20 protein-coding genes are annotated in these 21,880 nt (G+C 58.0%); 9 read left to right on the top strand and 11 right to left on the bottom strand.

The genetic code is table 11. The annotated features are described in order from the left end of the window. Positions 1 to 20 precede the first annotated feature (20 nt). A complete protein-coding gene (locus tag FTW19_RS18075) occupies positions 21 to 2,459 on the top strand; it encodes a TonB-dependent receptor (protein ID WP_147648993.1) in 2,439 nt (812 codons plus the stop codon). Between the two features lie 79 nt (positions 2,460 to 2,538). On the opposite strand, the gene FTW19_RS18070 is transcribed toward FTW19_RS18075, so the two are convergent. Continuing rightward, a complete protein-coding gene (locus FTW19_RS18070) occupies positions 2,539 to 3,108 on the bottom strand; it encodes an outer membrane beta-barrel protein (RefSeq protein ID WP_147648992.1) in 570 nt (189 codons plus the stop codon). A gap of 560 nt (positions 3,109 to 3,668) precedes the next feature. On the opposite strand from FTW19_RS18070, the gene FTW19_RS18065 reads away from it, so the two are divergent. The 3 genes from FTW19_RS18065 (at position 3,669) to FTW19_RS18055 (ending at position 9,114) form a co-directional block, all read left to right on the top strand. Next, positions 3,669 to 6,935 (top strand): TonB-dependent receptor, encoded by a 3,267-nt coding sequence (locus FTW19_RS18065; RefSeq protein ID WP_147648991.1) that lies wholly within the window; start codon positions 3,669 to 3,671, stop codon positions 6,933 to 6,935. Between the two features lie 109 nt (positions 6,936 to 7,044). Beyond that, the gene (locus FTW19_RS18060) at positions 7,045 to 7,956 is read left to right on the top strand and encodes a hypothetical protein (protein ID WP_147648990.1); all 912 of its coding nucleotides are present in this window, start codon (positions 7,045 to 7,047) and stop codon (positions 7,954 to 7,956) included. 177 nt (positions 7,957 to 8,133) lie between these two features. Beyond that, positions 8,134 to 9,114: a zinc-dependent alcohol dehydrogenase family protein gene (locus tag FTW19_RS18055; protein WP_187143047.1), complete on the top strand. Its 981-nt coding sequence runs from the start codon at positions 8,134 to 8,136 to the stop codon at positions 9,112 to 9,114. Between the two features lie 149 nt (positions 9,115 to 9,263). Here FTW19_RS18055 and FTW19_RS18050 read toward each other — a convergent pair whose 3' ends face one another. The 3 genes from FTW19_RS18050 to FTW19_RS18040 form a co-directional block, all read right to left on the bottom strand. Continuing rightward, on the bottom strand, positions 9,264 to 9,695 hold the full coding sequence (locus tag FTW19_RS18050) for an REP-associated tyrosine transposase (RefSeq protein ID WP_147648986.1): 432 nt from the start codon (positions 9,693 to 9,695) through the stop codon (positions 9,264 to 9,266). A 163-nt stretch (positions 9,696 to 9,858) separates the two neighbouring features. Then, positions 9,859 to 11,526, bottom strand: a complete 1,668-nt coding sequence (gene groL / locus FTW19_RS18045) for a chaperonin GroEL (protein ID WP_147648984.1) — start codon at positions 11,524 to 11,526, stop codon at positions 9,859 to 9,861. Between the two features lie 97 nt (positions 11,527 to 11,623). Then, entirely contained in the window at positions 11,624 to 11,920 is a 297-nt protein-coding gene (locus FTW19_RS18040; RefSeq protein ID WP_147648982.1) for a co-chaperone GroES, read from the bottom strand. A gap of 225 nt (positions 11,921 to 12,145) precedes the next feature. Between FTW19_RS18040 and FTW19_RS18035 the strand changes: the two genes are divergently transcribed. Further along, positions 12,146 to 12,673, top strand: a complete 528-nt coding sequence (locus tag FTW19_RS18035; RefSeq protein WP_147648980.1) for a carboxypeptidase-like regulatory domain-containing protein — start codon at positions 12,146 to 12,148, stop codon at positions 12,671 to 12,673. Between the two features lie 331 nt (positions 12,674 to 13,004). After that, the gene (locus FTW19_RS18030; protein ID WP_147648978.1) at positions 13,005 to 13,730 is read left to right on the top strand and encodes an SDR family NAD(P)-dependent oxidoreductase; all 726 of its coding nucleotides are present in this window, start codon (positions 13,005 to 13,007) and stop codon (positions 13,728 to 13,730) included. A 251-nt stretch (positions 13,731 to 13,981) separates the two neighbouring features. Here FTW19_RS18030 and FTW19_RS18025 read toward each other — a convergent pair whose 3' ends face one another. Continuing rightward, complete coding sequence (locus FTW19_RS18025; RefSeq protein ID WP_147648976.1) at positions 13,982 to 14,782, bottom strand: tyrosine-protein phosphatase; 801 nt, start codon at positions 14,780 to 14,782, stop codon at positions 13,982 to 13,984. An 18-nt stretch (positions 14,783 to 14,800) separates the two neighbouring features. Then, on the bottom strand, positions 14,801 to 15,496 hold the full coding sequence (purQ, locus tag FTW19_RS18020; protein ID WP_147648975.1) for a phosphoribosylformylglycinamidine synthase subunit PurQ: 696 nt from the start codon (positions 15,494 to 15,496) through the stop codon (positions 14,801 to 14,803). 94 nt (positions 15,497 to 15,590) lie between these two features. On the opposite strand from purQ, the gene FTW19_RS18015 reads away from it, so the two are divergent. Next, the gene (locus tag FTW19_RS18015; RefSeq protein ID WP_147648973.1) at positions 15,591 to 15,959 is read left to right on the top strand and encodes a hypothetical protein; all 369 of its coding nucleotides are present in this window, start codon (positions 15,591 to 15,593) and stop codon (positions 15,957 to 15,959) included. Then, positions 15,956 to 16,363, top strand: a complete 408-nt coding sequence (locus tag FTW19_RS18010; RefSeq protein ID WP_147648971.1) for a MarR family winged helix-turn-helix transcriptional regulator — start codon at positions 15,956 to 15,958, stop codon at positions 16,361 to 16,363. The genes FTW19_RS18015 and FTW19_RS18010 overlap by 4 nt, the downstream gene beginning before the upstream one ends. Here the strand turns inward: FTW19_RS18010 and FTW19_RS18005 are convergent. From FTW19_RS18005 to FTW19_RS17995, 3 genes are all read right to left on the bottom strand, one after another. Further along, on the bottom strand, positions 16,345 to 17,289 hold the full coding sequence (locus FTW19_RS18005; protein ID WP_147648969.1) for an MBL fold metallo-hydrolase: 945 nt from the start codon (positions 17,287 to 17,289) through the stop codon (positions 16,345 to 16,347). The two genes, FTW19_RS18010 and FTW19_RS18005, sit on opposite strands and share 19 nt — an antisense overlap. Positions 17,290 to 17,344: 55 nt before the next feature. Further along, positions 17,345 to 17,569 (bottom strand): hypothetical protein, encoded by a 225-nt coding sequence (locus FTW19_RS18000; RefSeq protein WP_147648967.1) that lies wholly within the window; start codon positions 17,567 to 17,569, stop codon positions 17,345 to 17,347. A 61-nt stretch (positions 17,570 to 17,630) separates the two neighbouring features. Next, on the bottom strand, positions 17,631 to 18,962 hold the full coding sequence (locus FTW19_RS17995) for an alpha-amylase family glycosyl hydrolase (protein WP_147648966.1): 1,332 nt from the start codon (positions 18,960 to 18,962) through the stop codon (positions 17,631 to 17,633). 105 nt (positions 18,963 to 19,067) lie between these two features. Between FTW19_RS17995 and FTW19_RS17990 the strand changes: the two genes are divergently transcribed. Next, positions 19,068 to 19,541: an AI-2E family transporter gene (locus tag FTW19_RS17990; protein WP_147648965.1), complete on the top strand. Its 474-nt coding sequence runs from the start codon at positions 19,068 to 19,070 to the stop codon at positions 19,539 to 19,541. A 30-nt stretch (positions 19,542 to 19,571) separates the two neighbouring features. Here the strand turns inward: FTW19_RS17990 and FTW19_RS17985 are convergent, their stop codons facing one another. Together FTW19_RS17985 and FTW19_RS17980 are read right to left on the bottom strand one after the other, a co-directional pair. Continuing rightward, positions 19,572 to 20,909, bottom strand: a complete 1,338-nt coding sequence (locus tag FTW19_RS17985) for a replication-associated recombination protein A (RefSeq protein ID WP_147648963.1) — start codon at positions 20,907 to 20,909, stop codon at positions 19,572 to 19,574. Between the two features lie 116 nt (positions 20,910 to 21,025). Beyond that, the gene (locus tag FTW19_RS17980) at positions 21,026 to 21,802 is read right to left on the bottom strand and encodes a TrmH family RNA methyltransferase (RefSeq protein ID WP_147648961.1); all 777 of its coding nucleotides are present in this window, start codon (positions 21,800 to 21,802) and stop codon (positions 21,026 to 21,028) included. Positions 21,803 to 21,880: the final 78 nt, after the last annotated feature.

Here is a 21,880-nt window from a genome sequence, read left to right as displayed (position 1 = left end):
AGGGGGAACGGAGGAGTCTTATGAGTATTCCTGCAGGCCGTCTGCGAGCGGCCATTCTAGCCATACTGTTATCTGCTTCCGCGGCACATGCCGTCGTTGTTCGCGGGCGCGTAACCAATCAATTGGGCGCCGGCGTGAGTGGTGCACGGCTGCAGCTTCTGCTTGGCAATAGTGTCGTCGCCACCGGTGTGAGCGGACCTGAAGGCGAATATGAGCTGCGCAGCTCTGAGGGCGGGCGCTTTCTGCTGCTGACCTCCAGCCAGGGTTTTGCGACGACACCATCACGCAGCTTTTACGGCGGACGGCTGGACCTCGTACAGCAGGATGTCACGCTGCGTCTCGATGAGCGCAAGGATGAGATCACGGTGACCGCCACTGGTCTGCCGACAACGCTTTCCCAGACCAGTTCTTCGGTGAGCCTGATTCAGCCGGATGCTCTGTGGCCTCGCTATGGCGTCAGTGAAGAGCTTCGTCTGATGCCCGGAGTGCAGATCGTTCAGAGCGGACAGATGGGCGGCCAGACCTCACAGTTCGTGCGAGGCGGCCAGTCGGATGGCAACCGTGTCACCATCGACGGTATCCCGGCTGAAGATATGGGAGGCCGTTTCGATTACGGCAACCTGGCGAGTTTTGCACTGGATACTATCGAAGTCCATCGTGGTCCGGACAGCGTAACGGTTGGGTCCGGTGCGACGGCGAGCGCCGTGCGTCTGGTTACGCAGCAGGGAACGACGATTCATCCTGTCCTGCGATACACCGGAGACGCCGGAAACTTTCATACCTGGCGGAATGAGGGAGATCTGAGCGGCTCCGCACGTAAGCTCGATTACCTGCTCGGTTTTTCGCGCGTAGATTCTTCGAATGCTCTTCCCGGGAACCGCTATCACAATGCGACCTCTGCGGCGAACCTCGGCTTTGCGCTCAATGCGAAGACCTCTTTGCGCTTTACCCTGCGCAATACCGATGCCGCGGTGGGTGTGCCGAATGCGCATGATTTCTACGGCATCTCCGATAACGCCAAGCAGGCTGACCAGATTCTGATCTCCGGTGCAGCTCTGGATTTTCAGGCAACCAGCGCATGGCACAACCTGGTGCGCTATGGTGTCACGCGCAAGCGGGAACAGTTGTTCCAGTTCTCTCCGGTCGGCACTCCGATTACGAGCTTCGGCTTTACGACCTACTACGGTCGTCCGGTGACGATCACCGGAGCGAATGGATTTTCGGTAAGCGGCCAGGCGGCGATGGATTTCGGCCTTGCCTATCCCACGCGTTCTGACCAGGTGAGTAACCGCGACCAGCTCTACTATCAGACCGACTATCGCTTCTCGCAGCATCTGGCGGTCCTGGGCGCTTTCCGCTATGAGGACGAGCGCGGCATCTACAAGAATTCAGCCTATGGCACGTTCAATAAGGGGGATCGTGGCAACTATGGCTATACCCTGCAGATGCAGGGTGACTTTGCCAGCCGTGTCTTCTACTCCCTCGGTGGAGAGATTGAGAAGAACGCGCTCTTCGGCCTGGAAGGCGTGCCGAAGCTGGGCATCGCGTGGTACCCAATCGCTCCTGGAAACGGATTCGCGCACGGCACTAAGCTGCGTTTCAACTTCTCCAAAGGTGTGCAGGAACCAACGCTGACCGAGCAGTTCTCTTCGCTCTATTCGTTGTTGCTCAGCTCCGGGAATGCGGCGGCGATCAACACCTATCACGTCACTCCGATGAATGCGTTGCGTTCGCGGAGTTATGAGGGAGGTCTGGAGCAGCGCCTGTTGAGCCAGCGCGGCATCGTGAAGCTCGGATACTTCCATACGCAGTTCGATCGGCAGATCGAGTATGTAGACGCGGGGACGCTGATCAATATCTTCGGTATCCCATCGGGTATTGCGTATTCCATCTTCGGTGCTGACCTGAACTCGCTGGCCTACCGTGCACAGGGACTCGAAGCCGAGAGCGAATGGCGGCTGACGAAGCACTGGTTTGCACGCGGAGGGTATACGTATCTCGACGCCAACGTGCAGCGTTCGCTTTCGGGGGATGCGGTCTCCGGCGGACTGGCGACCACGAATCCGAACTTCCCGGGAATCGCGATTGGAAGCACCTCTCCGCTGGTGGGGCAGCGTCCCTTCCGGCGCCCCACACACTCGGGCTTTTTCGCTGTGCAGTGGACAGCGAGCAAGTGGTCCGCGGCGCTGAAAGGTGCTCTGGTTGGCCGCAGCGATGATTCAACCTTTCTTTCGTTCTCCGACATCAACAGCGGAAATACTCTGTTGTTGCCGAATAAGAATCTCGACTACGCCTATCAGCGGCTGGACGCGAATCTCGCGTATCAGTGGAAGCCAAGCATGTCGATCTTCACGCAACTGGACAATCTGACCAGCCAGCAGCGTACGGGACCGATTGGTTATCCGGGGCTTCCGTTTACCTTCCGCGCCGGCATCAAGTTGCGGCTGGTGCGAGAGTAAGACTGCGCTTGATCAGCAAAAACGAGCAGTAAAAAGCCCTTCCGTTCGGAAGGGCTTTATGTTTGGGGGAGGTAGAAGCTTAGCGGATGCGGTACACGACACCGACGTTGATAGAGTACGGGGTGAAAGTCAGATCTTGGCTTCTGCCGCCGCCCGAGAGCAAGATGTGCTGATAATTGAATTCCGCGCGAGCGGCAAACCTGTTGACGACGGGAACATCAAAACCGCCGCCAATGATGTAAGAAGTTCCTGAGTCGTTGATCCCAGAGGGTTTTTGCTTCACGCTGCCGAGGCCCATATCGGCAACGGCATAGGGACGCAGGTGAAGGACAACGGGCAGGCGCACATCCACTCCGGCGCCAAAGAAAGGTTCATTGACCGTAGCACCGGTCGAAGCCCTGTACCGGATATTGACGCCCGGCTGAAACAGTCCGAAATACCGGAACATGTAGTCTCCGCCGACCGTGTAGACGTTATTCCTGACGGGGCCGAAGTCTGTGCGTGCGCGCCCATAGGTGAAAAATGCATCGAGGTCGCCACCGCGTTTTCTGCCGGCGGGGATGGCTTGTGCACTGCTGTGTGGGGAGGAAATAGCAAAAATCGAGAGAGCGGTTAGTACCGCTACAGCCAATTTCGTTCGAACGTGCATTGAAGGACTCCGAAAAAAAACCAAATTTGGTCCAACGGACAAGGACAGCAGATTAGAGATTCGATAGCAGTTGAAAATTCACTACTGCATACGATGCCCTAACAAGTCTGGGGGGCTGCTTGGAGCTCAACGGTCGGATAGCAGGGTGGGCTGAATCAGAGGGGGACCTGCTGTCTCTATTGGAAGAGATTTTTCTTCGGAGTGCAAGAATAAAGTATTGAAAAAATAGGGAGTTCTCTTGCGCTGCATTAGACGCGACGCAAGGGTTGAAGCGTACAGCGGCTATTTTTTATAGGGGAACAATTTGTTCATCGAACCGTAATACAGGTATGCTGAAGACACACACCAGCATAAGACGGAGACCACTTTCCACATGTCAGCCGCGACCATCGCATTCCGGGAATATCCCGGCGCTTGTCTGGCCTCTCAGGCCGGCATGACGGCGTGCTGTTGTTATTAGGGACCCTGTTTCCTCTTTCACACTCGAAAAACGTAGCGAAAGTCAGTTAACGCATCAACAGACCCCAAACGTAGTTGTTTCACTACTTCAGGAGCCAGTCATGCGCATCACCCGCTTCTTCCGAAGCATTGTTGCATCTCTCTTTGTGTTGTTGACGGTGTCTCTGTCAGCACAGACCTTCCGCGGTGGTATCGCCGGAACAGTCCTGGACAGCACCGGTGCGGTTGTTCCGCACGCCAAAATCACCCTGCTCGGCCAGGACACCGGCCTTACGCGTGGGACGGAGTCGACCGGAGACGGAACCTACTCCTTCCAGGACCTGCCACTCGGCAAGTACAGCATCACGATCAGCGCGCCGGGGTTTTCGGAGACGAAGATCACCGACGTAGAAACTCGCCCGGGCGAAGTGTACGCACTCTCTCCCAAGCTTTCGGTCGCCACCAATAATCTGGTGGTTGAGGTAAACGCGGCTGACGTTGCTATCGATACGGTCTCCTCGACCAACACGTCTGTTGTGAACTCGCGGGCAGTGGCCAACATTCCATTGAACGGCCGCGACTTCACTCAGTTGATCAAGATCACCCCCGGAGTCAACGGCGCCGGTTCCATCAATGGTGCGCGCACCAACCAGAACAACTGGCAGATTGATGGCGTCGACAACAACGATATCTTTCACAATTCACAGGGTTCGAACCAGGGCGGTGTCTCCGGTGTAGCCGGCGTAACGCTTCCCATCGAGGCCATCGACCAGTTCTCCGTTCAGTCCCAGGGCAATGCAGAAGTAGGACGCAATGGTGGCGGTGCGGTCAACATGGTTGTGAAGAGCGGTACAAACCTCTTCCACGGAAGCGCCTACTATTACCTGCGCAACGAGTACTTCGCGGCCAAGAGCCAGATGCTTGGCGATGCAGTCCGTAAGCCCAAGATCCGCAACAATCAGTTCGGCGGATCGCTCGGCGGCCCCATCAAGAGAGACAAGCTGTTCTTCTTTGTTAACTATGAGCGTCAGAAGTACATCATCGGCGCCAGCGGTGCAGCGACCGAGCCGACCGATCAGTGGGTGAATCAGGCTACCGCGCTGCTGAACAAGCACAACGTGCCGGTCAACCCGACGTTCGTGAACGTGCTGCAGACTCTCTGGCCTCGTGGAAACAAGCCGGGTGCGGCGACCGTCGGTAACTACGTTGACCCGCGTCCTCAGAGCGGTTATAGCGACAATAGCGTCGGCAAGATCGACTGGAACATCAACTCAAAGCAGACCCTCTCGGTTCGTGCCTTCATCGGTACCGGCCGCCAGCTCGGTCTCTCCGATCCTCCGATCTGGGAGTATTACCAAGTAGCTCCGACTCACGTTCATAATTACGCGGTTACGCACAACTGGATGCTGACCGACCACCTCTCGAACCAGGCTCTGATCGGCGTCAACTACTTCGGACAGACCTTCAACGACAACGTTCACAACCAGAACATCCCAGCTCTCGGTTTCAACACCGGTGTAACGAATCCGTCGTTGTACGGTGCTCCTAACATCAAAATCACTGGATTTGACAACGTTGGTCCTACGCCCCCGCTGGGCCGTCAGGATTACACTGGTCACGTCACCGATACGGCGACGCTGGTCTGGGGTAAGCATCAGTTCCGCTTCGGAGGTGAATTCCGTCGCAACTACATGAACCTGCTCTACCAGCGCAGCGTTCGCGGTTCGTATGCTTTTGACGGTACGTCGTCTGCGACCCAGGCAACCTCGACCGCCTGCGGCAGCTGCACTCCGTACACCACCGAGGGCGATGCCAACACCCGTGCACTTGCAGACTTTCTGGCTGGCTATGCGGCCAATGGCAGCATCGTTCGCGGCGTTTTGCAGCGTGATGTTTTCGTCAATCAGTGGGATATCTTCGCCCAGGATCAGTATCAGGTCTCTCCAGCTCTGACACTGAACTATGGCGTACGTTGGGATTACTCCGGTCCGGTCTACTCGACCAACGGTACGTTCTCCAACTTCAACCCGAATGCGGCGTCCGGCTTCTCGATTGTGGGACAGGATATTGATACCCTCTATCCCCGCCGCTACACCAATGTCGCTCCTCGCTTTGGGTTCAGCTCCAAGGTATCCAACAAGCTCGTCGTGCGTGGTACGTATGGTCTGTTCTTTGACCTGCCTAACCTGAACGGCTTCTTTGACAACCGCCCGGGCAACAACGCGGCGGTCGGTGTTCAGGCCAACAATATTGGCGCCAGCCCGGTCTTCACTGCTTCGAAGACGACGGCCTTCACGATTGCAACGGGTGTTGATCCCCTGCCTTCTGCAGCGACCTCAGCATTCGGTGTTGCAACAGTCTCGAAGGACTTCAAGAACGCATATCTGCAGAACTACAACCTCAACCTGGAGTATCAGCTGAGCCGTAATACCGTGGCTCAGGTCGGGTATGTCGGTTCCGTCGGTCGTCACCTTTTCAACGTGCGTGACATCAACCAGGCTCAGCCTTCAGCCACTCCGAGTGCGTCGGTCTGCACAAGCAACCCGGTCACCTGCACATCCTTCCAGCAGTCTTCTCGTCCGTACTTTAGCAAGTTCCCGCTGTTTACGGCGATCAACCAGTTCGAGTCATCGGGTGGTTCCAACTACAGTTCGCTGCAGGCATCTGTTCGCACCAGCAACTTCCATAATCTGACCGCGCAGGCCTCCTATACTTATGGCCATGCACTCGACAACGTGTCCGGTACCCGTAACTTCGCTCCGCAGAATTCGCTGAATCTGCCGGCGGAGTATGGCACCGCCGATTTTGACATCAAGCACACCTTCAACGGCTATGTCGTCTACTCGATTCCGGAGTTCTCGAGCCGTCTGAAGGCGCTGAGCTCGGGATGGGAAGTGAACTCCTTCATGACCTTCTTCTCGGGTAGCGCTCTCACGCCGAAGGCTGGAAGCAATCGGAGCGGCACTGGTGAGAACCAGGATCGTGCAACGTTGGTTGGCGATCCCTACAACACCAACCGCACGGTTACGGCTGCGACGTCTGCTACCGCCAACAAGACGGTTCAGTGGCTCTCGGCTTCAGCCTTTACCCTGCCTGCTCTTGGCACCTTCAGCCCGACTACCCGCGGTACCGTTCGTGGACCGGGCTTTGGTACGGTGGACGCTTCGGTCGTGAAGAACACGACGCTGCATGAAAACGTCCGTCTGCAGCTTCGTGCAGAGATGTTCAATATCTTCAACCGTCTGAACCTCGCTAAGCCCAGCGTCTCCAATCCAACGTCTTCCAACTTCGGTAAGTCGACCACCACGGTGGGCGATGCCCTCGGAGCTCCTGGACTTGGTTCGGGTGAGCCGTTCAACATGCAGTTTGCTGCGAAGATCGTCTTCTAACACTGCAATCATCAGTAAGTTGCGAAGGGCCGGAGAATCCTCCGGCCCTTCGTACGTTTTGTACCTTTTTCTCCATCTCACGCGTCTTATAACCCGCAGGAGGTTCGCCATGCGTTGGTTACGATTCGCGCTGATGGGAGTATTGACCGCTACCGCGGTCGCACAGGTGGAAGGACCGGTCTCGACCTCGGCCCTGGTGCGCATTGAAGATAAGCGCGGGCCGGAAGCTCCGCGTATCGATATCTCTCAGGTCAAAGTGAAGTTTGGTGATGACGATCGCCGTGTCACCGCATGGAATCCTGTTCTTGGCGGCTCAGGGCATGGGCAGGGAACAGGTGTGGAGCTGGCAATCCTGATCGATGATGGTCTGCAGAGCAGCTTCGGCCGCATGCTGGGTGATATCCAGAGCTTTATTCAAGCCCAGCCCCAGGATGTCGCAGTGACCGTCGGCTACATGCAGAACGGCCGTGTCGTTACTGAACAGGGATTTACTACCGAACACGATATGGCTGCCAAAGCGATTCGCCTGACACAGGCGCTGCCTGGAGCTAGCGCCAGTCCCTACTTCTGTCTCTCGGACTTCGTAAAGAAGTGGCAACCCGACGGCAAGGCGCATATCGTTCTGATGATCACAAGCGGCGTCGATCCCTATAACGGCAGCACGAGCCCGCTGAACCAGAGCAGTCCGTATGTGGATGCAGCCAAGAGCGATGCGCAACGTGCGGGTGTCGCAGTTTATTCCATCTACTTCACCGGTGCGGCAATGCGCGGCATGCAGGCGTCTTTCAGCGGCCAGAACTACCTCACGGATGTCGCGGCTTCCACTGGCGGAACTGCCTACTATCTCGGGACAGGAGATCCTCCCAGCTTCAGCCCGTTCCTCAAGCGGTTTAACGATGCACTTTACGACACCTACCGCGTGGAGTTCGAAGGTGGAGGAAAAGGTTTGCAACGCTTCCATATTTCCGCCGAGGGGGCGAAGGTAAGTGGGCCAATGATGGTGGAGGCTTCGCCGCGATAGAGCAATTTTCTCCGTGGGTGCAGTTGTAGGCGTTTTCCGCAATGAAAACGCCGCGGCACGCTCCTTCCGGGATGCTCAGCGAGGCATAAATGGTTATTGCCATCAAAAGATGGTCCATTCTTCCGGACACAGTAGTCTAAGGAGACTGGAGTTCTCCTTTTGACCGCAGATATGACCATGAAGGCCCTTGTTGTCGACAGCTTTGAAACCGGAGCGTTCCGGATTGCCGAAGTCCCTCAACCTCAGATTGGTGACCATGACGTTCTGGTACGTGTTCATGCCAGCGGCGTAAATCCCATCGACAGCAAGATCCGTACCGGCAAGGCTCCGCACGGCGGGATGACCGCGCCATGCATCCTGGGCACAGATATGGCCGGTGTGGTGGAGGCTGTAGGTATCGGTGTCTCTGAGTTCGAAGTTGGCGACGAGGTGTATGGTCTTGCTGGAGGAGCAGGTGGCATCCAGGGATCGTTGGCGGAGTACATGGCCGTCGATGCCGATCTGCTTGCCCCGAAGCCGAAGAGCCTGAGCATGCGGGAGGCAGCCACTCTGCCTCTGGTCTCGCTTACCGCATATGAAGGTCTCGCAGACCGTGCGCAAGTGCAGGCTGGGGACCGTGTCCTCGTCACCGGCGGTGCAGGCGGCGTCGGTCACATCGTTGTGCAGATGGCGGTCTCTGCTGGAGCGAAGGTCTACGCAACAGTTTCGGCGGCTAAGGCAGAGATCGTTCGGAGCTATGGCGCAACGCCTATCGATCGCAATGAGCCGGTGGAGCAGTATGTGCAGCGCCACACCGGGGGGGTGGGATTCGACGTCGGCTATGACACGGTCGGCGGCAAACCTCTTGACGACTGCATGGCAGCCATCCGCAACTACGGCCGCGTTGCCAGTTGCTATGGATGGGGGGCGCATGACCTGAAGGCTCTCTCGCGTCGTGGAGCCAGCTACTCAGGCGTCTTCGTTCTGTTGCCCCTGCTTACCCGCGAGCGCCGCGGTCATCACGGATGGATCCTGCGCGAAGTCACTCGCATGGTGGAGCAGGGTAAGCTGCGTCCCATGGTCGACGAGCGTCGTTTTACTTTCGAGACCGCGCTCGAAGCGCATGAACTTGTTGAGAGCGGTAAGGCGAACGGGAAGATTGTGATTGATGTGATCTAGAAGTCTTTGTTTGACCTATAGATATGCGGCCGAAATAAGTGGAAGAAATTCGATTGACTACTAAACGCAGTTTTTGAGTGGCACATGGTTGTGCTTATTTCGGGTGCCCCACCCTCGCAACGCTAGGGTGGGTTCGATGGTACGAGACTCTAAACGACGAGAGGAACGTTGTAACTCGACCACAGCCACATTTCGGGAAAAGGAACGAGCCCTCGAACGACGGGATTGTTATGCATGTAGTCGAGCTTTTCTCGAATCTTCGCCGTAGTGAGAACGTTGAAGTCGTAATATCGGGGAAGCCAGAATGGTTTTTGCGCACAACGCTTTGCGACTGAGACTTTAAGGGCTTGAATGAAGGTCCCGAGAGCTACTTCTTCTTTGGGAATAGCAATCAGCAGGTGGACATGCTCGGGCATGACGACGTAGCCGATGATTTCAATCCCATATCGTTGGCTGACAGATCGAAGTGATTCCAGGAAGAGATTCTTTGTTTCGGCAGATTCCAGGTATGGACGCCGGCCATCGCAACTGAAGGTCACAAAATGAACCTCAGTTGTATGACGGGCAAGTCCTAATGGCATGAGGAGATTGTAGGTTAACCGCGCTTGTATGCCATCGAACCCACCCTAGCGTTGCGAGGGTGGGGCACCCGTGGTTATCTGAAATTTAAAAGCAGAACGGCCCCGGAAACCGGGGCCGTTCTGTGCCTTTGCGCGAAGCGCGATTCGCCGTCCGCGCAGGAACCTAGTACATGCCGTCCATGCCGCCGCCGTGGCTGTGGCCACCGGCAGCCGGAGCAGCCTTCTCGGGGATCTCGGAGATGAGAGCCTCGGTGGTCAGCAGCAGGCCGCTGATGGAAGCAGCGTTCTGCAGCGCGGTGCGGGTTACCTTGGTCGGGTCGATGACGCCGGCGGCAACCAGGTCCTCGAAAACGCCGGTGGCTGCGTTGTAACCCTGGTTGTCCTTGCCTTCCAGGATCTTGCCGACAACCACTGCGCCCTCTTCGCCGGCGTTGCCGACGATCTGGCGCAGGGGCTCTTCGATAGCGCGACGGATGATGGAGGCGCCGATCTTCTCATCGCCCTCGAGGGTCTTGATCAGAGCGTCGACATCCTTGGCACAGCGAACCAGAGCGACGCCGCCGCCCGGGACGATGCCTTCTTCGACGGCAGCGCGGGTCGCGTGCATGGCGTCCTCAACGCGGGCCTTCTTCTCCTTCATCTCGGTCTCGGTAGCAGCACCGACCTTGATGACGGCAACGCCGCCAACCAGCTTGGCCAGGCGCTCCTGCAGCTTCTCACGGTCGTAGTCGGAGGTGGTCTTCTCAACCTGCGCACGAATCTCGCGCACGCGGCCTTCGATCTCGGTGTCCTTACCGGCGCCGTCGACGATGGTGGTGTTGTCCTTGTCGATGGTCACGCGCTTGGCGGTGCCCAGGTCCTCGAGCTTCACGCTCTCGAGCTTGATGCCGAGGTCTTCGGTGATGGCGCGGCCACCGGTCAGGATGGCGATGTCGCCCAGCATGGCCTTGCGGCGGTCACCGAAGCCAGGCGCCTTGACGGCGGCAACGTTCAGCGTGCCACGCAGCTTGTTGACGACCAGGGTCGCCAGGGCCTCACCGTCGACGTCCTCGGCGATGATGACCAGCGGCTTGCCGGTGCGGGCGATCTGCTCCAGCAGGGGCAGCAGGTCCTTCATCGTGGAGATCTTCTTCTCGTAGATGAGGATGTAGGGGTTCTCGAGAACGGCTTCCATGCGCTCCGCATCGGTGACGAAGTAAGGCGACAGGTAACCGCGGTCGAACTGCATGCCTTCGACGACGTCGAGCTGCGTCTCCATGGTCTTGGACTCTTCCACGGTGATCACGCCATCCTTACCAACCTTCTGCATGGCGGCAGCGATGATGGAGCCGATCTGCGAGTCGGCGTTGGCCGAGATGGTGCCCACCTGAGCGATCATGTCGCCGGAGACCGGCTTCGAGAGCTTGGCCAGGGCGCCGCCCTCAACCGAGCCGTCTTCCTTGCGCTTGCCCACGATGGTCTCGACAGCCTTGTCGATGCCGCGCTTCAGAGCGGTGGGGTTCGCGCCGGCGGCAACGGTCTTCACGCCCTCGCGATAGATGGCCTGCGCCAGAACGGTAGCGGTGGTGGTGCCGTCACCGGCAACGTCCGAGGTCTTCGAGGCGACTTCCTTGACGAGCTGGGCGCCGACGTTCTCGATCGGATCCTTGAGCTCGATCTCTTTGGCAACCGTCACGCCGTCCTTGGTGATGGTTGGGGAGCCGAACTTCTTCTCGATAACAACGTTGCGGCCCTTGGGGCCCAGGGTGACCTTCACTGCGTCGGCCAGCGTGTTCACGCCGCGCAGAATGGCCTGGCGGGAGTCTTCACCGTGCAGGATTTGCTTTGCCATATTTCTTTTCCTCTAGTTCGTTAGCCCGCAGAACGGGCGAGATAGGATTCGTCCATGCCCGACGATTAGGGCAGGGGATACGACTCGGTTGTGAGGCTTACTTGACGATGCCGAGGACTTCTTCCTCGCGCATGATCAGGAACTCTTCTCCGTCGAGCTTGATCTCGGTGCCGGAGTACTTGCCGAAGAGGATCTTGTCGCCCACCTTCACATCGAGCGGGAAAACCTTGCCCTCGTCGTTCGACTTGCCCTTGCCTACTGCGATAACCTCGCCCTGCGAGGGCTTTTCCTTCGCTGAATCGGGGATGATGATGCCGCCGCGCAGAGTCTCGCCCTCTTCTACGCGCTTGACCAGAATGCGGTCATGCAGCGGAGTAAACTTCGTCGATGCCATGTGTGAACTTCTCCTTGGAATGGTTGGTCCGGCGGAATTAGCACTCACGCCTTCCGATTGCTAACGATATGCAAACGGGAAAACGAAGTCAAGCTGTGGAGATTAAATATGAGTGAAACGCGCTCATATTACTTAAGCGCTTTTGCGGGACGCTATCGAACGATATCCTCCCCCGTCCTGTGGTGGCAGAAGTACAATAACGTCAGCTTTTTGAGGGGCTCCAGGATGCGGTGTGCAGGTGTTGTAGCGTTGGCGGCGGTAATGGCGGTTACGGGCGTGAGTGGCGCCCAGGACAACCGTGAAGATCGACATGGGCGTAAGTACAAAGCGCCGCCGGAGACCTCGCGTATTGAAGTTCTGGTGGTAAAGGACTTCAACGGCAAACCGATTCAGAATGCCGCCGTGATCTTCCGTCCTATGGAAGATGGTCAACCGAACGGAAGCTATGAAGTGAAGACCGGACCCGACGGTAAGGCAACGATCGATGTCATTCCGCGAGGAGCGACCGTAGTGCTGCAAGTGCTCGCAACCGGGTTTGCCAGCTATGCCAAGCAATACGAGATTGCAGAGGCGAATAAGGCGATCGAGGTACGCGTCATTCGCCCACGCGAGCAGGTCTCTGCGTATCAGGACAATGGCGACAAGGAGTCGCAGCGTAAGGCCGGCGTACAGGAAGCGAATCGGCCGAAGGATAGTAAAACGAACAATACCTCGGACACCAACAAGACGAACAATACCTCGTCGCCGAAGTAATCATGATGTTGCCGAGTGGGCCGCCTGTGGGCGGCCCGTTCGCATTATTGCGATAGAGCATTTTTCCTGTAGGTGTAGTGTCGGGCTTGTGCATCTATGGGCGTTTCCTCAATGAAAACGCCGCTGCACGCTCCGGCTTGAACGGGAATAACCTCCTGAGGCTCCACATCCAGAGCATTTCTCCTATGGTGTAGAGCGGAGTATCGGGGGCCCCAGCGAACCTGCTTCGCTGGGGTGAAGTTTTGGCTGTTTGCGACGTTTTCCGCGAAGAAAACGGCATTCGCAGATTTTTCCAAAGCTACAGAATTTGGAGAAATGCTCTAATTCCGGCATGGGTCTGCTTTCAGGGAAGCGAGCGCTGGTCACCGGCGGCGCCAGGAGGATTGGCCGCGCGATCGCGCTGGAACTGGCACGATCAGGTGCGGATGTGGCCATTACCTACCGGGAATCTTCGGCCGATGCCGAGCGTGTGATCTCAGAGATCAGGGCGCTGGGTGTGGCGGCCAATGCTGTTTCCTGCGATCTGCGCCAGCCGCAAAGCGTGCGGGAGGCAGTGAACCGGGCGGCGGAGACGATGGGCGGGTTGGATCTGCTGGTGAACAACGCCGGCCGTTTTGAGACGGCGGCCCTTGAGCACCTCACAGTCGAGCAATGGGATGCCATGGCAGAGACTAATACGCGTGGACCATTCCTGGTGGCGCAGGCGGCATTTCCCTATCTGAAAGCCAGTCACGGACGCATCGTGAACATCGGCTCCCTGGGAGGTCTGCATCCCTGGGCAACGCACGGGCATTACTGCACCTCCAAGGCGGCCCTGCACATGCTGAGTCAGACGATGGCCAAGGCATGGGCTCCGGAGATCAGTGTGAACTGTGTCGCACCTGGGATGATTGTCTTCGGCGACGTGGAGGCCGAATATCAGCACTTCGCCGAACGTACACCGATGAAGCGCAATGGGAGCGCCGAAGAGGTGGCCGCAGCGGTGCTTTTCTTTGCAACCGGACCGCACTTCATTACCGGGCAGCTGATCAGCGTCGACGGCGGACTGTCGCTGTAAAAGAGAGTTTCTAGGTGCTGGTTCCTGGTTGCTGGTTGGATCGAAAATTCGGTCTAGCCGATACCCTCGTTGCCCCATTCTTCGCAGCTTTATCGGGCTTAGCGTGGGGTATCGCGCTTCGCGCGACCGCTTTTTGATTTCTCATCCCGCAGGGATCTGCTTTCCAGTTTCCGCCTGGGTAAGAAACATCGGTAGAAAAGCAGATTTCTCCGCTCCGCTCCGAAATGACAAACAAAAGTGTCGCCCGCGTTCTAGCGGCGGAGCAGTTTATCGAACCAGGACTTCTTCGGCTGCAGGTCGCCATAGATGCCGATCGGTTCCGGCTGCTCTCCGAGTTGCTTTCCGTAGAAGATGCGCCTTGGGTTCTCGACGCAGAGACGGCGGGCTGTTTCAGCGCCGTACATCTCTTCGATGGCATCAGTTGCCTGACGCATCTTCGGCGGGCGGCTGGAGACGTTGTGTGCGTCCGTCGCGATCACATGAACCCAGTTATCCGCCAGCATGCGTGAGGCCAGGGCTTGTGCCAGGCGGCCGAAGCGGCCGATGACGGAACCTGCCGTGACCTGGATCAGAAGGCCTCCGCGGATCCAGTTCTTCATCCGGTCCGGGTTGCGCTGTAGCGTGGCATTGCGCTCCGGGTGCGTAAGGATCGGCGTCAGGCCGGCGAGCTGGAGCTGGTAGAAGGTTTCGGTCAGACCGACGGGAATGCCTTCATCGGGAAGCTCCACCAGAAGGTATCCGTTGCCGTTGATGCTGTATTTGGCGGGATTCACCTTGGCGTCTTCGATGTTGTCGTACGTCATGTGGAAGTCGCAGCCGAGCCCGAAGGTGATCTTGTCGCCATCGCCGGAGCGATTCAACTCTTGCTTGATATCGTTCAGACGCGCGTTGTTGATCTCCGGATCGAAACGATACCGGTGATTGGCATGCGGCGTACACACAATGTGAGTAATGCCGTCTTCGATGGCCATGCGGGTCATGTTGAGCGAATCTTCCAGCGTTCGCGCACCATCGTCGAGACCATAGAGAAGATGATGATGAAGATCGATCATTCTGAAGTGCTCAGCCTATCATCTGGCGGCAAGCGCCGACACCATGTTCTGGAACAGTTTCAAGCCATCGGCAGAGCCGAGCATAACCTCGCTGGAGCGATCCGGATGCGGCATCAGACCGAGCACATTGCGTCCCTCAGAAAGGATACCGGCAATGTTCTTCAGGGAGCCATTGGGATTTGCCTCAGGTGTGACCTGGCCTTCGGGAGTGGCGTAACGGAAGGCGACGCGATTCTGCTTTTCAAGCTGAGCCAGCGTGGCCTCATCGCAGAAGTAATTGCCTTCCATGTGGCCGACCGGCATCTGCAGCACCTCCCCCGGGGAGAGGGAAGCGGTAAACGGCGAGTCTGTCGTCTCTGTCCGCAGGTGTACCTGTTTACAGATGTACTTCAAGCCGGCATTGCGCATCAGCGCGCCTGGCAGCAGACCACTCTCGGTCAGAATCTGGAAGCCGTTGCAGATGCCCATCACCAGGCCACCGTTCGCCGCAAACTTCTTCACAGCGCCCATCACCGGGGCGAAGTGGGCGATGGCTCCGGTGCGGAGATAGTCGCCATAAGCGAAGCCTCCCGGCACAAGGATGGCATCGCAGCCCTGCAGATCGGTCGACTCATGCCACAGGAAGGTCACCGGCTGATGCGCGACGGCATCCAGCACATTGTAGGTATCGTGGTCGCAGTTGGATCCGGGGAAGACGAGGACGCCGAACTTCATGGCTTGATTGTAGCTGTTTCGGAGAATTTCTTTGGCGAAGAGGAGGAAGAGCGACTATAAGTTGTATATACAACTTATAGTCTCAGGAGCCATCATGCGCAAATTTCTTCTCGTCGTCGTGCTTCTTGCCGGTTGGGGAAGCGTGCATTCCCAGACACCTATGAAACCCACCTGCGTTCTGGTGAGCCTCACCGTCAAGCCGGAGATGCGGTCGAAGGTGGCCCCCGTCATGCAGCAGGAGGTTACTGATACCGTCCAGGCTTATCTCGACGGCAAGATCCTGCAGTGGTATTCGCGTGCCGATGGCACCGGTGTCGTTTTTCTGCTGAACGCCACCAGTGTGGAAGATGCCAAGGGCATCATGGGCGCGCTGCCCCTGGATAAGGCCGGTCTTGTCGATCTCCAGTTCACGCCGTTGGCTCCGCTGCAGCCGCTCAAGCGCCTTCTGGGGCCGAAGCAATGACAGCTCTTCCAGAGCTTCCGTGTGCCTGCATGTCTGCCCGTCGCCTGGCGAGAATCTTGACGCGCCTGTATGCCGAGGAGATGGTGGGACACATGGAGCCGGCACAGTTCGGTCTGCTGCAAATGATGGAGCATATGCCGCTTTGTACGCAGGCCGGTCTTGCCCATGCTCTGTGCATGGATAAAACCACCGTCTCGCGCGATATCGCTGTGATGAAGAAACGCGGCTGGGTAGAGGGTGGACGCGGCGGGTTGCGCGTCACCCCCATTGGCCGCCGGCTTCTAGCCGACACGATGCCGCATTGGCAGCGAGCGCAGAAACGTCTCCGTAAGGCTCTGGGGGACGACGGATGGCAGGCTCTGTTTGCCGCGATGCGTGCGGTCAGCTACGAGGCTTCAGCATAGGCTGTCCGGATAGCTCCGGCCAGGCGATTGGTATCGGCATACTTCGGCTTGAGTTCGGCGGTCAGAATGGATGTCACCTCTTCCAGAGACTTCCCTTGCCGTTTGAGCGCCGCGGTGCGGTCACGCACGGTGGTCAGCAATGACTGATAGCCGGTGATGTAGCCGGTGTCTCCAATTGGCCCATGGCTGGGAACAACGATGGCCGGTTTCAAGGCGGCAAAGGTCTGCAGGCTGGCCAGCCACTGCTTGACGCTGGAATCGGGACTGGCAAATGACGGCAGTCCCTTCATGGCAACATCGCCGGAAAACAGGACCCGTTCAGCCGGTACCCAGATTGCGGTGTCGCCACGGGTATGGTTTGGCCCCATCGCCAGAATACGGACAGTAATACCGCCCAGGTCGAGGTCGTACGATTTGTCGAAATGAATGTCGGCGGTGCGGAAATTTGCCCCGGTAAGCAGCTCGGCATTGATGGTACTGCGAGCGATGAAGGTGTTGGCCATGCTCAGGCCGTACTGGGCAATGTCCTTCTCCTGGTCGGCCGATCGAATCACCTTCGTCTGCGGCGGGAAGGCTTCGGCGCCGAGATCGTGTTCGGGATGTACATGCGTGGTGACGAGATAGAGCTGGTGTCCGGGAGCCAGCTTCTGCGCCTCGGCCACTACGGTCTGGCCGTTGCGCGGCCCCATTCCCGTGTCGATGACCAGGATGCCGCGGGAACCAACCACGAAGCCGATGTTCGGCACACCCGGAGTCGTGTCCTTGTCTTCAATCGCGTAGGTGTGAGAAGTCAGCTTCCGCGTCTCGCCGGAGGGGATCATCGGCGGTCTGGGAGCGGCCGGTTGGGCTGCCGCCATGGAACCGGCGACGATGCACAAGAGGATGCGAACGGTGACAATGCGCGGGGAAAGGGAAAAGGGCTTCACGGGTGGCACACTCCTGGAATCAAGAGATGCCTGCCATGATAGCCCTTGCTGTTGGCTAGCTATCTTTGCGGTAGAGCAGATTCTTGATGGAGGCGCGCCGGGCTTCGTTCATTTCGGCCTCATACCGGACTTGATCGGCGTCCTTCGAGGACTGGTTGGCGGCGGCTTCTTCCATCTCGAATGCGGTACAGGTTGGGCAGTGGTTCGCGAAGCCGGGCTTGTCAGGCTTCAGCTCGAATTCTTCCTCACAGAGGGCACAAATTTTTTTCGGCCAGGGCATAACGACATCCATGCTAATGGACGTATGGCCGGTGGAAAGGTTGACCCGTTATTTTGTGGTCTTAATCCTCTACCGGAACGTAGACACAGTATCCCCGTGGAGGCGCGGGAAACTCCGCCTGGCCCTCCTCATTCGTGCGGCGCTCGTCCGGATGGGCGATGTCGTGGCCGTCCCACGCGAGAGGACGAAACTTCTGGTTCGGCCACTGTGTTTTGACCAACGTTCCTGACCATTTGTCTCCGAGATTGTTCAGCACATAGACCAATCCCGGCTGCTGGTCGAATCCGCCACGTTGCATGATGTACAAGTCCGGGTCCGCATGCAGGATGGAGGCTTCTCCGCCGGCATACCGATGATGCACGTCGATCAAAGCATCGATCCCGTTCGGCGTCCGCGGCCTTGCGAGGTCATGGTTGAAGTAGTCGTACCAGAAGATACAGGGGTAGCCTTCGTTCACCAGAATGAACGAATAGGCAAGCATCTTGTCGTTGATGATCTCATCGTCGCCCATATCGTGATTGTCGACGAACGTAACGGCGTTGAACGGGCGCTTGGTCACGACGGCGCCATCATCGGTTAAATTCCTGAGGTCATATTGCAGTGTGTCGCACAGATCTTTCAGCTTGTAGCGCAGAGGAAAGTCTAACGCCGCGATCTGCGAGTCTGTGTGGCGGTTCACTCGTTCCAGCCACCCACCGATCTCTTCTTTCGAGGACCAGTGCTCGCCTACGACAAACGGCACGAAGTCCGTGCCTTCGCGTTCATAACGATACTTCGCCAGCAGGCCGATCATCCATGGTTCATAGCCTTTAACGAAGTCGAAGCGGAAGCCGTCGAACTTGAGCTCTTCGATGAGCAAGCGGGCGTACTCATACATCGCTTCGTAGACACGCGGATTGCGATGGCACAGGTGAGGGAAGCCGGCGAAGTTTTCGCCCTCCATCATCACCTGTTCATAACGCGAAGGATGAAAGCAGTTCCAGTCACGAGGGAACTTGCCCGACTTAGGCGTGAACTTTGTCCAGCGTTTTTGCCCGTCCAACGGATTCACTTCTTCGGCATCGGCGCCGGAGTTGTGATTGATCACCATATCCGCATAGGCGCCGATCTGGTGGTCATGGAGTGTTTTGATGAGTGCCTCCAACTCGGCACGATTGCCATACAGCGTCTTGGTTCCGCCCTTCTGGTCAAAGTCTCCAAGGTCGAAGTAGTCATACGGGTCATAACCGTTCGATCTGATATCCGCTGCTTTTGAGATGGGAGGAAGCCAAAGGGCATTGATGCCCGAGGCAGTAAGCTGCGGTGTAAGTTCTCTGAGGTGGTTCCACCATTCACCGATCTTGCTTTCGTGGATTGGCGCGTCCCAGTAGAAAGCTTGCATCATTACAGCCATATCGAGTTCTCCAGGGGCGGATGGTGCATGTGCTGTGCTGTAGTGTTCTTGTGTGCTTGATGGCGCATCCAAGGTGTTGGATGCGGATTTCACCGGAGGAGTGCTTTGGCAGGCTTTGAGAGGGATGCACTGAAGACCGCCGGTGGTGCGCTGGTCGCATGGTGGCGGGCCACGACGCTCGATGCACTGATCGTAGGCGCGTTATGGTGGCTCGGACTTACCCTGATAGGCGTCCCACTGGCTCCGCTGTGGGGCATGCTCGGCGGTCTGTTGCAGTTCATTCCCAACTTTGGGCCGGTGCTCAGCGTCTGCGGTCCTGCCCTGGCGCTTCTGTTCACCGACAAGGATTGGTACAGCTACTGCTGGCTGCTGGGCCTCTACGGGGCGATTGCCGCTATCGATGGCCTGCTGATTCAACCCTATCTGCTGAAGCGGACCGCACGCGTCCCCTGGTGGGCGGCGTTCTTCGGGCCGATTGTGCTGGGCATCATCATCCCCTTTTGGGGAGTCTTGCTGGCTCCGCCGCTACTAGCCATCATCTATGCGTTTCGCAAGCCGAAGGCAAGTCAGGGCGGCTAGAACGATTCGTAGATATGTACGCTCTCGTCGCTAGCGCCGACGCTTCGAGTCGCGGATGCGCCGGATCTCTTCCATACGCTGCGCCAGCAGCTTTTCGCGGCCGTCCTGCGTGGGCTGGTAGTAGCGGCGGTTCGCGAGAGAAGGAGGCAGGCAATCCATATCAGCCACCTTGCCTTCGACGTCATGGGCGTACTGATAGTCCTTCCCGTAATCGAGTGACTTCAGCAGCGAGGTGGGAGCATTGCGAAGGTGCAGCGGCACAGGCTCGGCAGCCGTGCGCTGGATATCCTGTTGGATCGCGCCCCAGGCGGTGTAAACGGCATTCGACTTCGGCGCCAGGGCCAGGTAGGTGACGGCCTGGGCGAGTGCGAGCTCTCCTTCCGGAGAACCGAGGAAGTGCATGGCATCGCGCGCTGAAAGGCAGAGATTGAGCGCCTCCGGCGCTGCCAGGCCGATATCCTCTACGGCCATACGGACCACTCTGCGCGCCACATACATGGGGTCTTCGCCGGCGACGAGCATCCGGCCAAGCCAGTACAGAGAGGCATCGGCGTCGGAGTTCCGCACCGACTTATGCAGTGCCGAGATCAGGTCGTAGTGCTGTTCGCCGCTCTTGTCATAGAGCAGCACACGCTGCTGCAGAGCATCGGTGACCAGCGATTCTGTCAGCGCGTTCTGTTTACGCGAGACCGCCAGCTTTGCGGCGACCTCCAGCGCATTCAGAGCATAGCGGGCGTCTCCGCTGGAGTAGCTGGCGATGGTGGCCATTGCAGCTTCGTCTGCTGCCAGGCCCAACTTGCCGAGACCCCGTTCCTCATCGTGCAGCGCACGTTGCAGCAGGCTGATAATTTGCGGCTGCGTGAGCTGCTGCAGGGTGTAGACACGGCAACGGGAGAGCAGTGCGGCGTTAATTTCAAAGGAGGGGTTCTCGGTCGTCGCTCCGATCAGGCGAATGGAGCCGCGCTCGACGTAGGGCAGAAAGGCGTCCTGTTGTGCCTTGTTAAAGCGGTGAATCTCATCGACGAACAGGATCGTGCGCGAACCCATCTGGGCGGCTTTCTCCGCGTCTGCCATCACCTGCTTGATCTCTTTGATGCCGGAGAGTACCGCCGAAAACTCGATAAAGGTGGCCTGGGTCACGCGCGCGATGATCTTCGCCAGCGTCGTCTTACCGACTCCCGGCGGCCCCCACAGAATGATGGAGGCGGCATCGTCCTGTTCGATCTGGGTGCGCAACGGCTTGCCGGGACCAAGCAGGTGTTCCTGCCCGGTGAATTCATCCAGTGTGCGAGGGCGCATACGTTCGGCCAGCGGAGCACGTGACGTGCCGGTGTCCTGCACCATCGGCGATACATCGAAGAGTCCCATCGTTAGAGTATTTTCCCTGTAGGTGTAGTGTAGGGCTTCCGCATCTATGGGCGTTTTCCGCAATGAAAACGCCGCTGTACTCTTCTTCCGAGACACCCAGCAACAGGGAAAATGCTCTACTGCTCACCTGCGCGTTGCCGCGCTGCTTCATAGAGAAGGATGCTGCCGGCTACCGCGGCGTTCAGGCTTTCTGTCGGTCCTGGCGTGGGAATAGTAATGCGTTCATCGGCGAGGCCGAGCATCGAGGCCGAGAGCCCCGCGCCTTCATTTCCCAGAAGGATGGCACACGGTTCCACCAGGCCGGCCTTGGTTGCGGGAATGCCATCTGCCGGGACGGCTGCAAGAATCCGGACTCCGTTACGGCGCAGCAGATCGATGGTTGCCGTATCCCCGGCAACGATCGGCAGCCGCAGCGCCGACCCGGCGGAGGCACGCAGCGCTTTCTGGTTCCAGGGCGATACAGTCCCTGAAAGCGTCACCAGGCCGGTCGCTCCGAAGGCCTCCGCCGTACGGATCAGGGTGCCCAGGTTGCCTGGATCCTGAAGGGCCTCGGTAACGACGATCAGCGGCTTACCACGCAGCAGCGCCTCGGGGGAGTGCCGGGGAGGGATAACCAATGCGGCAACCCCCTGTGGAGACTCCGTCGCCGAAACAAAGGCATCCTTTGCGACGGAGATGACTTCCAAGGTTGGAGGCAGAATAAGGGATGCCGGAAGGACCCGGTCCTCGCGCAAAAAGACGGACTTTACTTCGAGGCCACTGCGAAGGGCCTCTTCCAGTAGATGCTCGCCTTCAATGCCGATGTAGCCTTCGGAGAGCCGGGTCAGTCCATCCAGCGCAGCTCGAAGCTGCTTTAAACGGGGATTCGTTCGGCTGGTGATCAGGAAAGGCATCAGATTTTTAACATTTTAAGGCCTTTGGGATGAGAGACTAGGGCAACTTTAGACGCGACATTCGATCGATTGCGCTCC

The sequence above is a fragment of the Terriglobus albidus genome, from assembly GCF_008000815.1.
Classification (GTDB): Bacteria; Acidobacteriota; Terriglobia; order Terriglobales; family Acidobacteriaceae; genus Terriglobus; species Terriglobus albidus_A.
The sequence above is the reverse complement of the archived record's forward strand: the minus strand, read 5'-3'. Positions and strand labels throughout refer to the sequence as shown.

What these genes read in the sequence shown, in the direction of transcription:
- FTW19_RS18070 (WP_147648992.1), bottom strand. Translation starts at nt 3,108, where the DNA reads ATGCACGTTCGAACGAAATTGGCTGTAGCGGTACTAACCGCTCTCTCG.
- FTW19_RS18000 (WP_147648967.1), bottom strand. Translation starts at nt 17,569, where the DNA reads ATGCCCTGGCCGAAAAAAATTTGTGCCCTCTGTGAGGAAGAATTCGAG.
- FTW19_RS18050 (WP_147648986.1), bottom strand. Translation starts at nt 9,695, where the DNA reads ATGCCATTAGGACTTGCCCGTCATACAACTGAGGTTCATTTTGTGACC.
- FTW19_RS18040 (WP_147648982.1), bottom strand. Translation starts at nt 11,920, where the DNA reads ATGGCATCGACGAAGTTTACTCCGCTGCATGACCGCATTCTGGTCAAG.
- FTW19_RS18015 (WP_147648973.1), top strand. Translation starts at nt 15,591, where the DNA reads ATGCGCAAATTTCTTCTCGTCGTCGTGCTTCTTGCCGGTTGGGGAAGC.
- groL (WP_147648984.1), bottom strand. Translation starts at nt 11,526, where the DNA reads ATGGCAAAGCAAATCCTGCACGGTGAAGACTCCCGCCAGGCCATTCTG.
- purQ (WP_147648975.1), bottom strand. Translation starts at nt 15,496, where the DNA reads ATGAAGTTCGGCGTCCTCGTCTTCCCCGGATCCAACTGCGACCACGAT.
- FTW19_RS18075 (WP_147648993.1), top strand. Translation starts at nt 21, where the DNA reads ATGAGTATTCCTGCAGGCCGTCTGCGAGCGGCCATTCTAGCCATACTG.
- FTW19_RS18060 (WP_147648990.1), top strand. Translation starts at nt 7,045, where the DNA reads ATGCGTTGGTTACGATTCGCGCTGATGGGAGTATTGACCGCTACCGCG.
- FTW19_RS17980 (WP_147648961.1), bottom strand. Translation starts at nt 21,802, where the DNA reads ATGCCTTTCCTGATCACCAGCCGAACGAATCCCCGTTTAAAGCAGCTT.
- FTW19_RS18025 (WP_147648976.1), bottom strand. Translation starts at nt 14,782, where the DNA reads ATGATCGATCTTCATCATCATCTTCTCTATGGTCTCGACGATGGTGCG.
- FTW19_RS17985 (WP_147648963.1), bottom strand. Translation starts at nt 20,909, where the DNA reads ATGGGACTCTTCGATGTATCGCCGATGGTGCAGGACACCGGCACGTCA.
- FTW19_RS18010 (WP_147648971.1), top strand. Translation starts at nt 15,956, where the DNA reads ATGACAGCTCTTCCAGAGCTTCCGTGTGCCTGCATGTCTGCCCGTCGC.
- FTW19_RS17995 (WP_147648966.1), bottom strand. Translation starts at nt 18,962, where the DNA reads ATGGCTGTAATGATGCAAGCTTTCTACTGGGACGCGCCAATCCACGAA.
- FTW19_RS18065 (WP_147648991.1), top strand. Translation starts at nt 3,669, where the DNA reads ATGCGCATCACCCGCTTCTTCCGAAGCATTGTTGCATCTCTCTTTGTG.
- FTW19_RS18030 (WP_147648978.1), top strand. Translation starts at nt 13,005, where the DNA reads ATGGGTCTGCTTTCAGGGAAGCGAGCGCTGGTCACCGGCGGCGCCAGG.
- FTW19_RS18035 (WP_147648980.1), top strand. Translation starts at nt 12,146, where the DNA reads ATGCGGTGTGCAGGTGTTGTAGCGTTGGCGGCGGTAATGGCGGTTACG.
- FTW19_RS18055 (WP_187143047.1), top strand. Translation starts at nt 8,134, where the DNA reads ATGAAGGCCCTTGTTGTCGACAGCTTTGAAACCGGAGCGTTCCGGATT.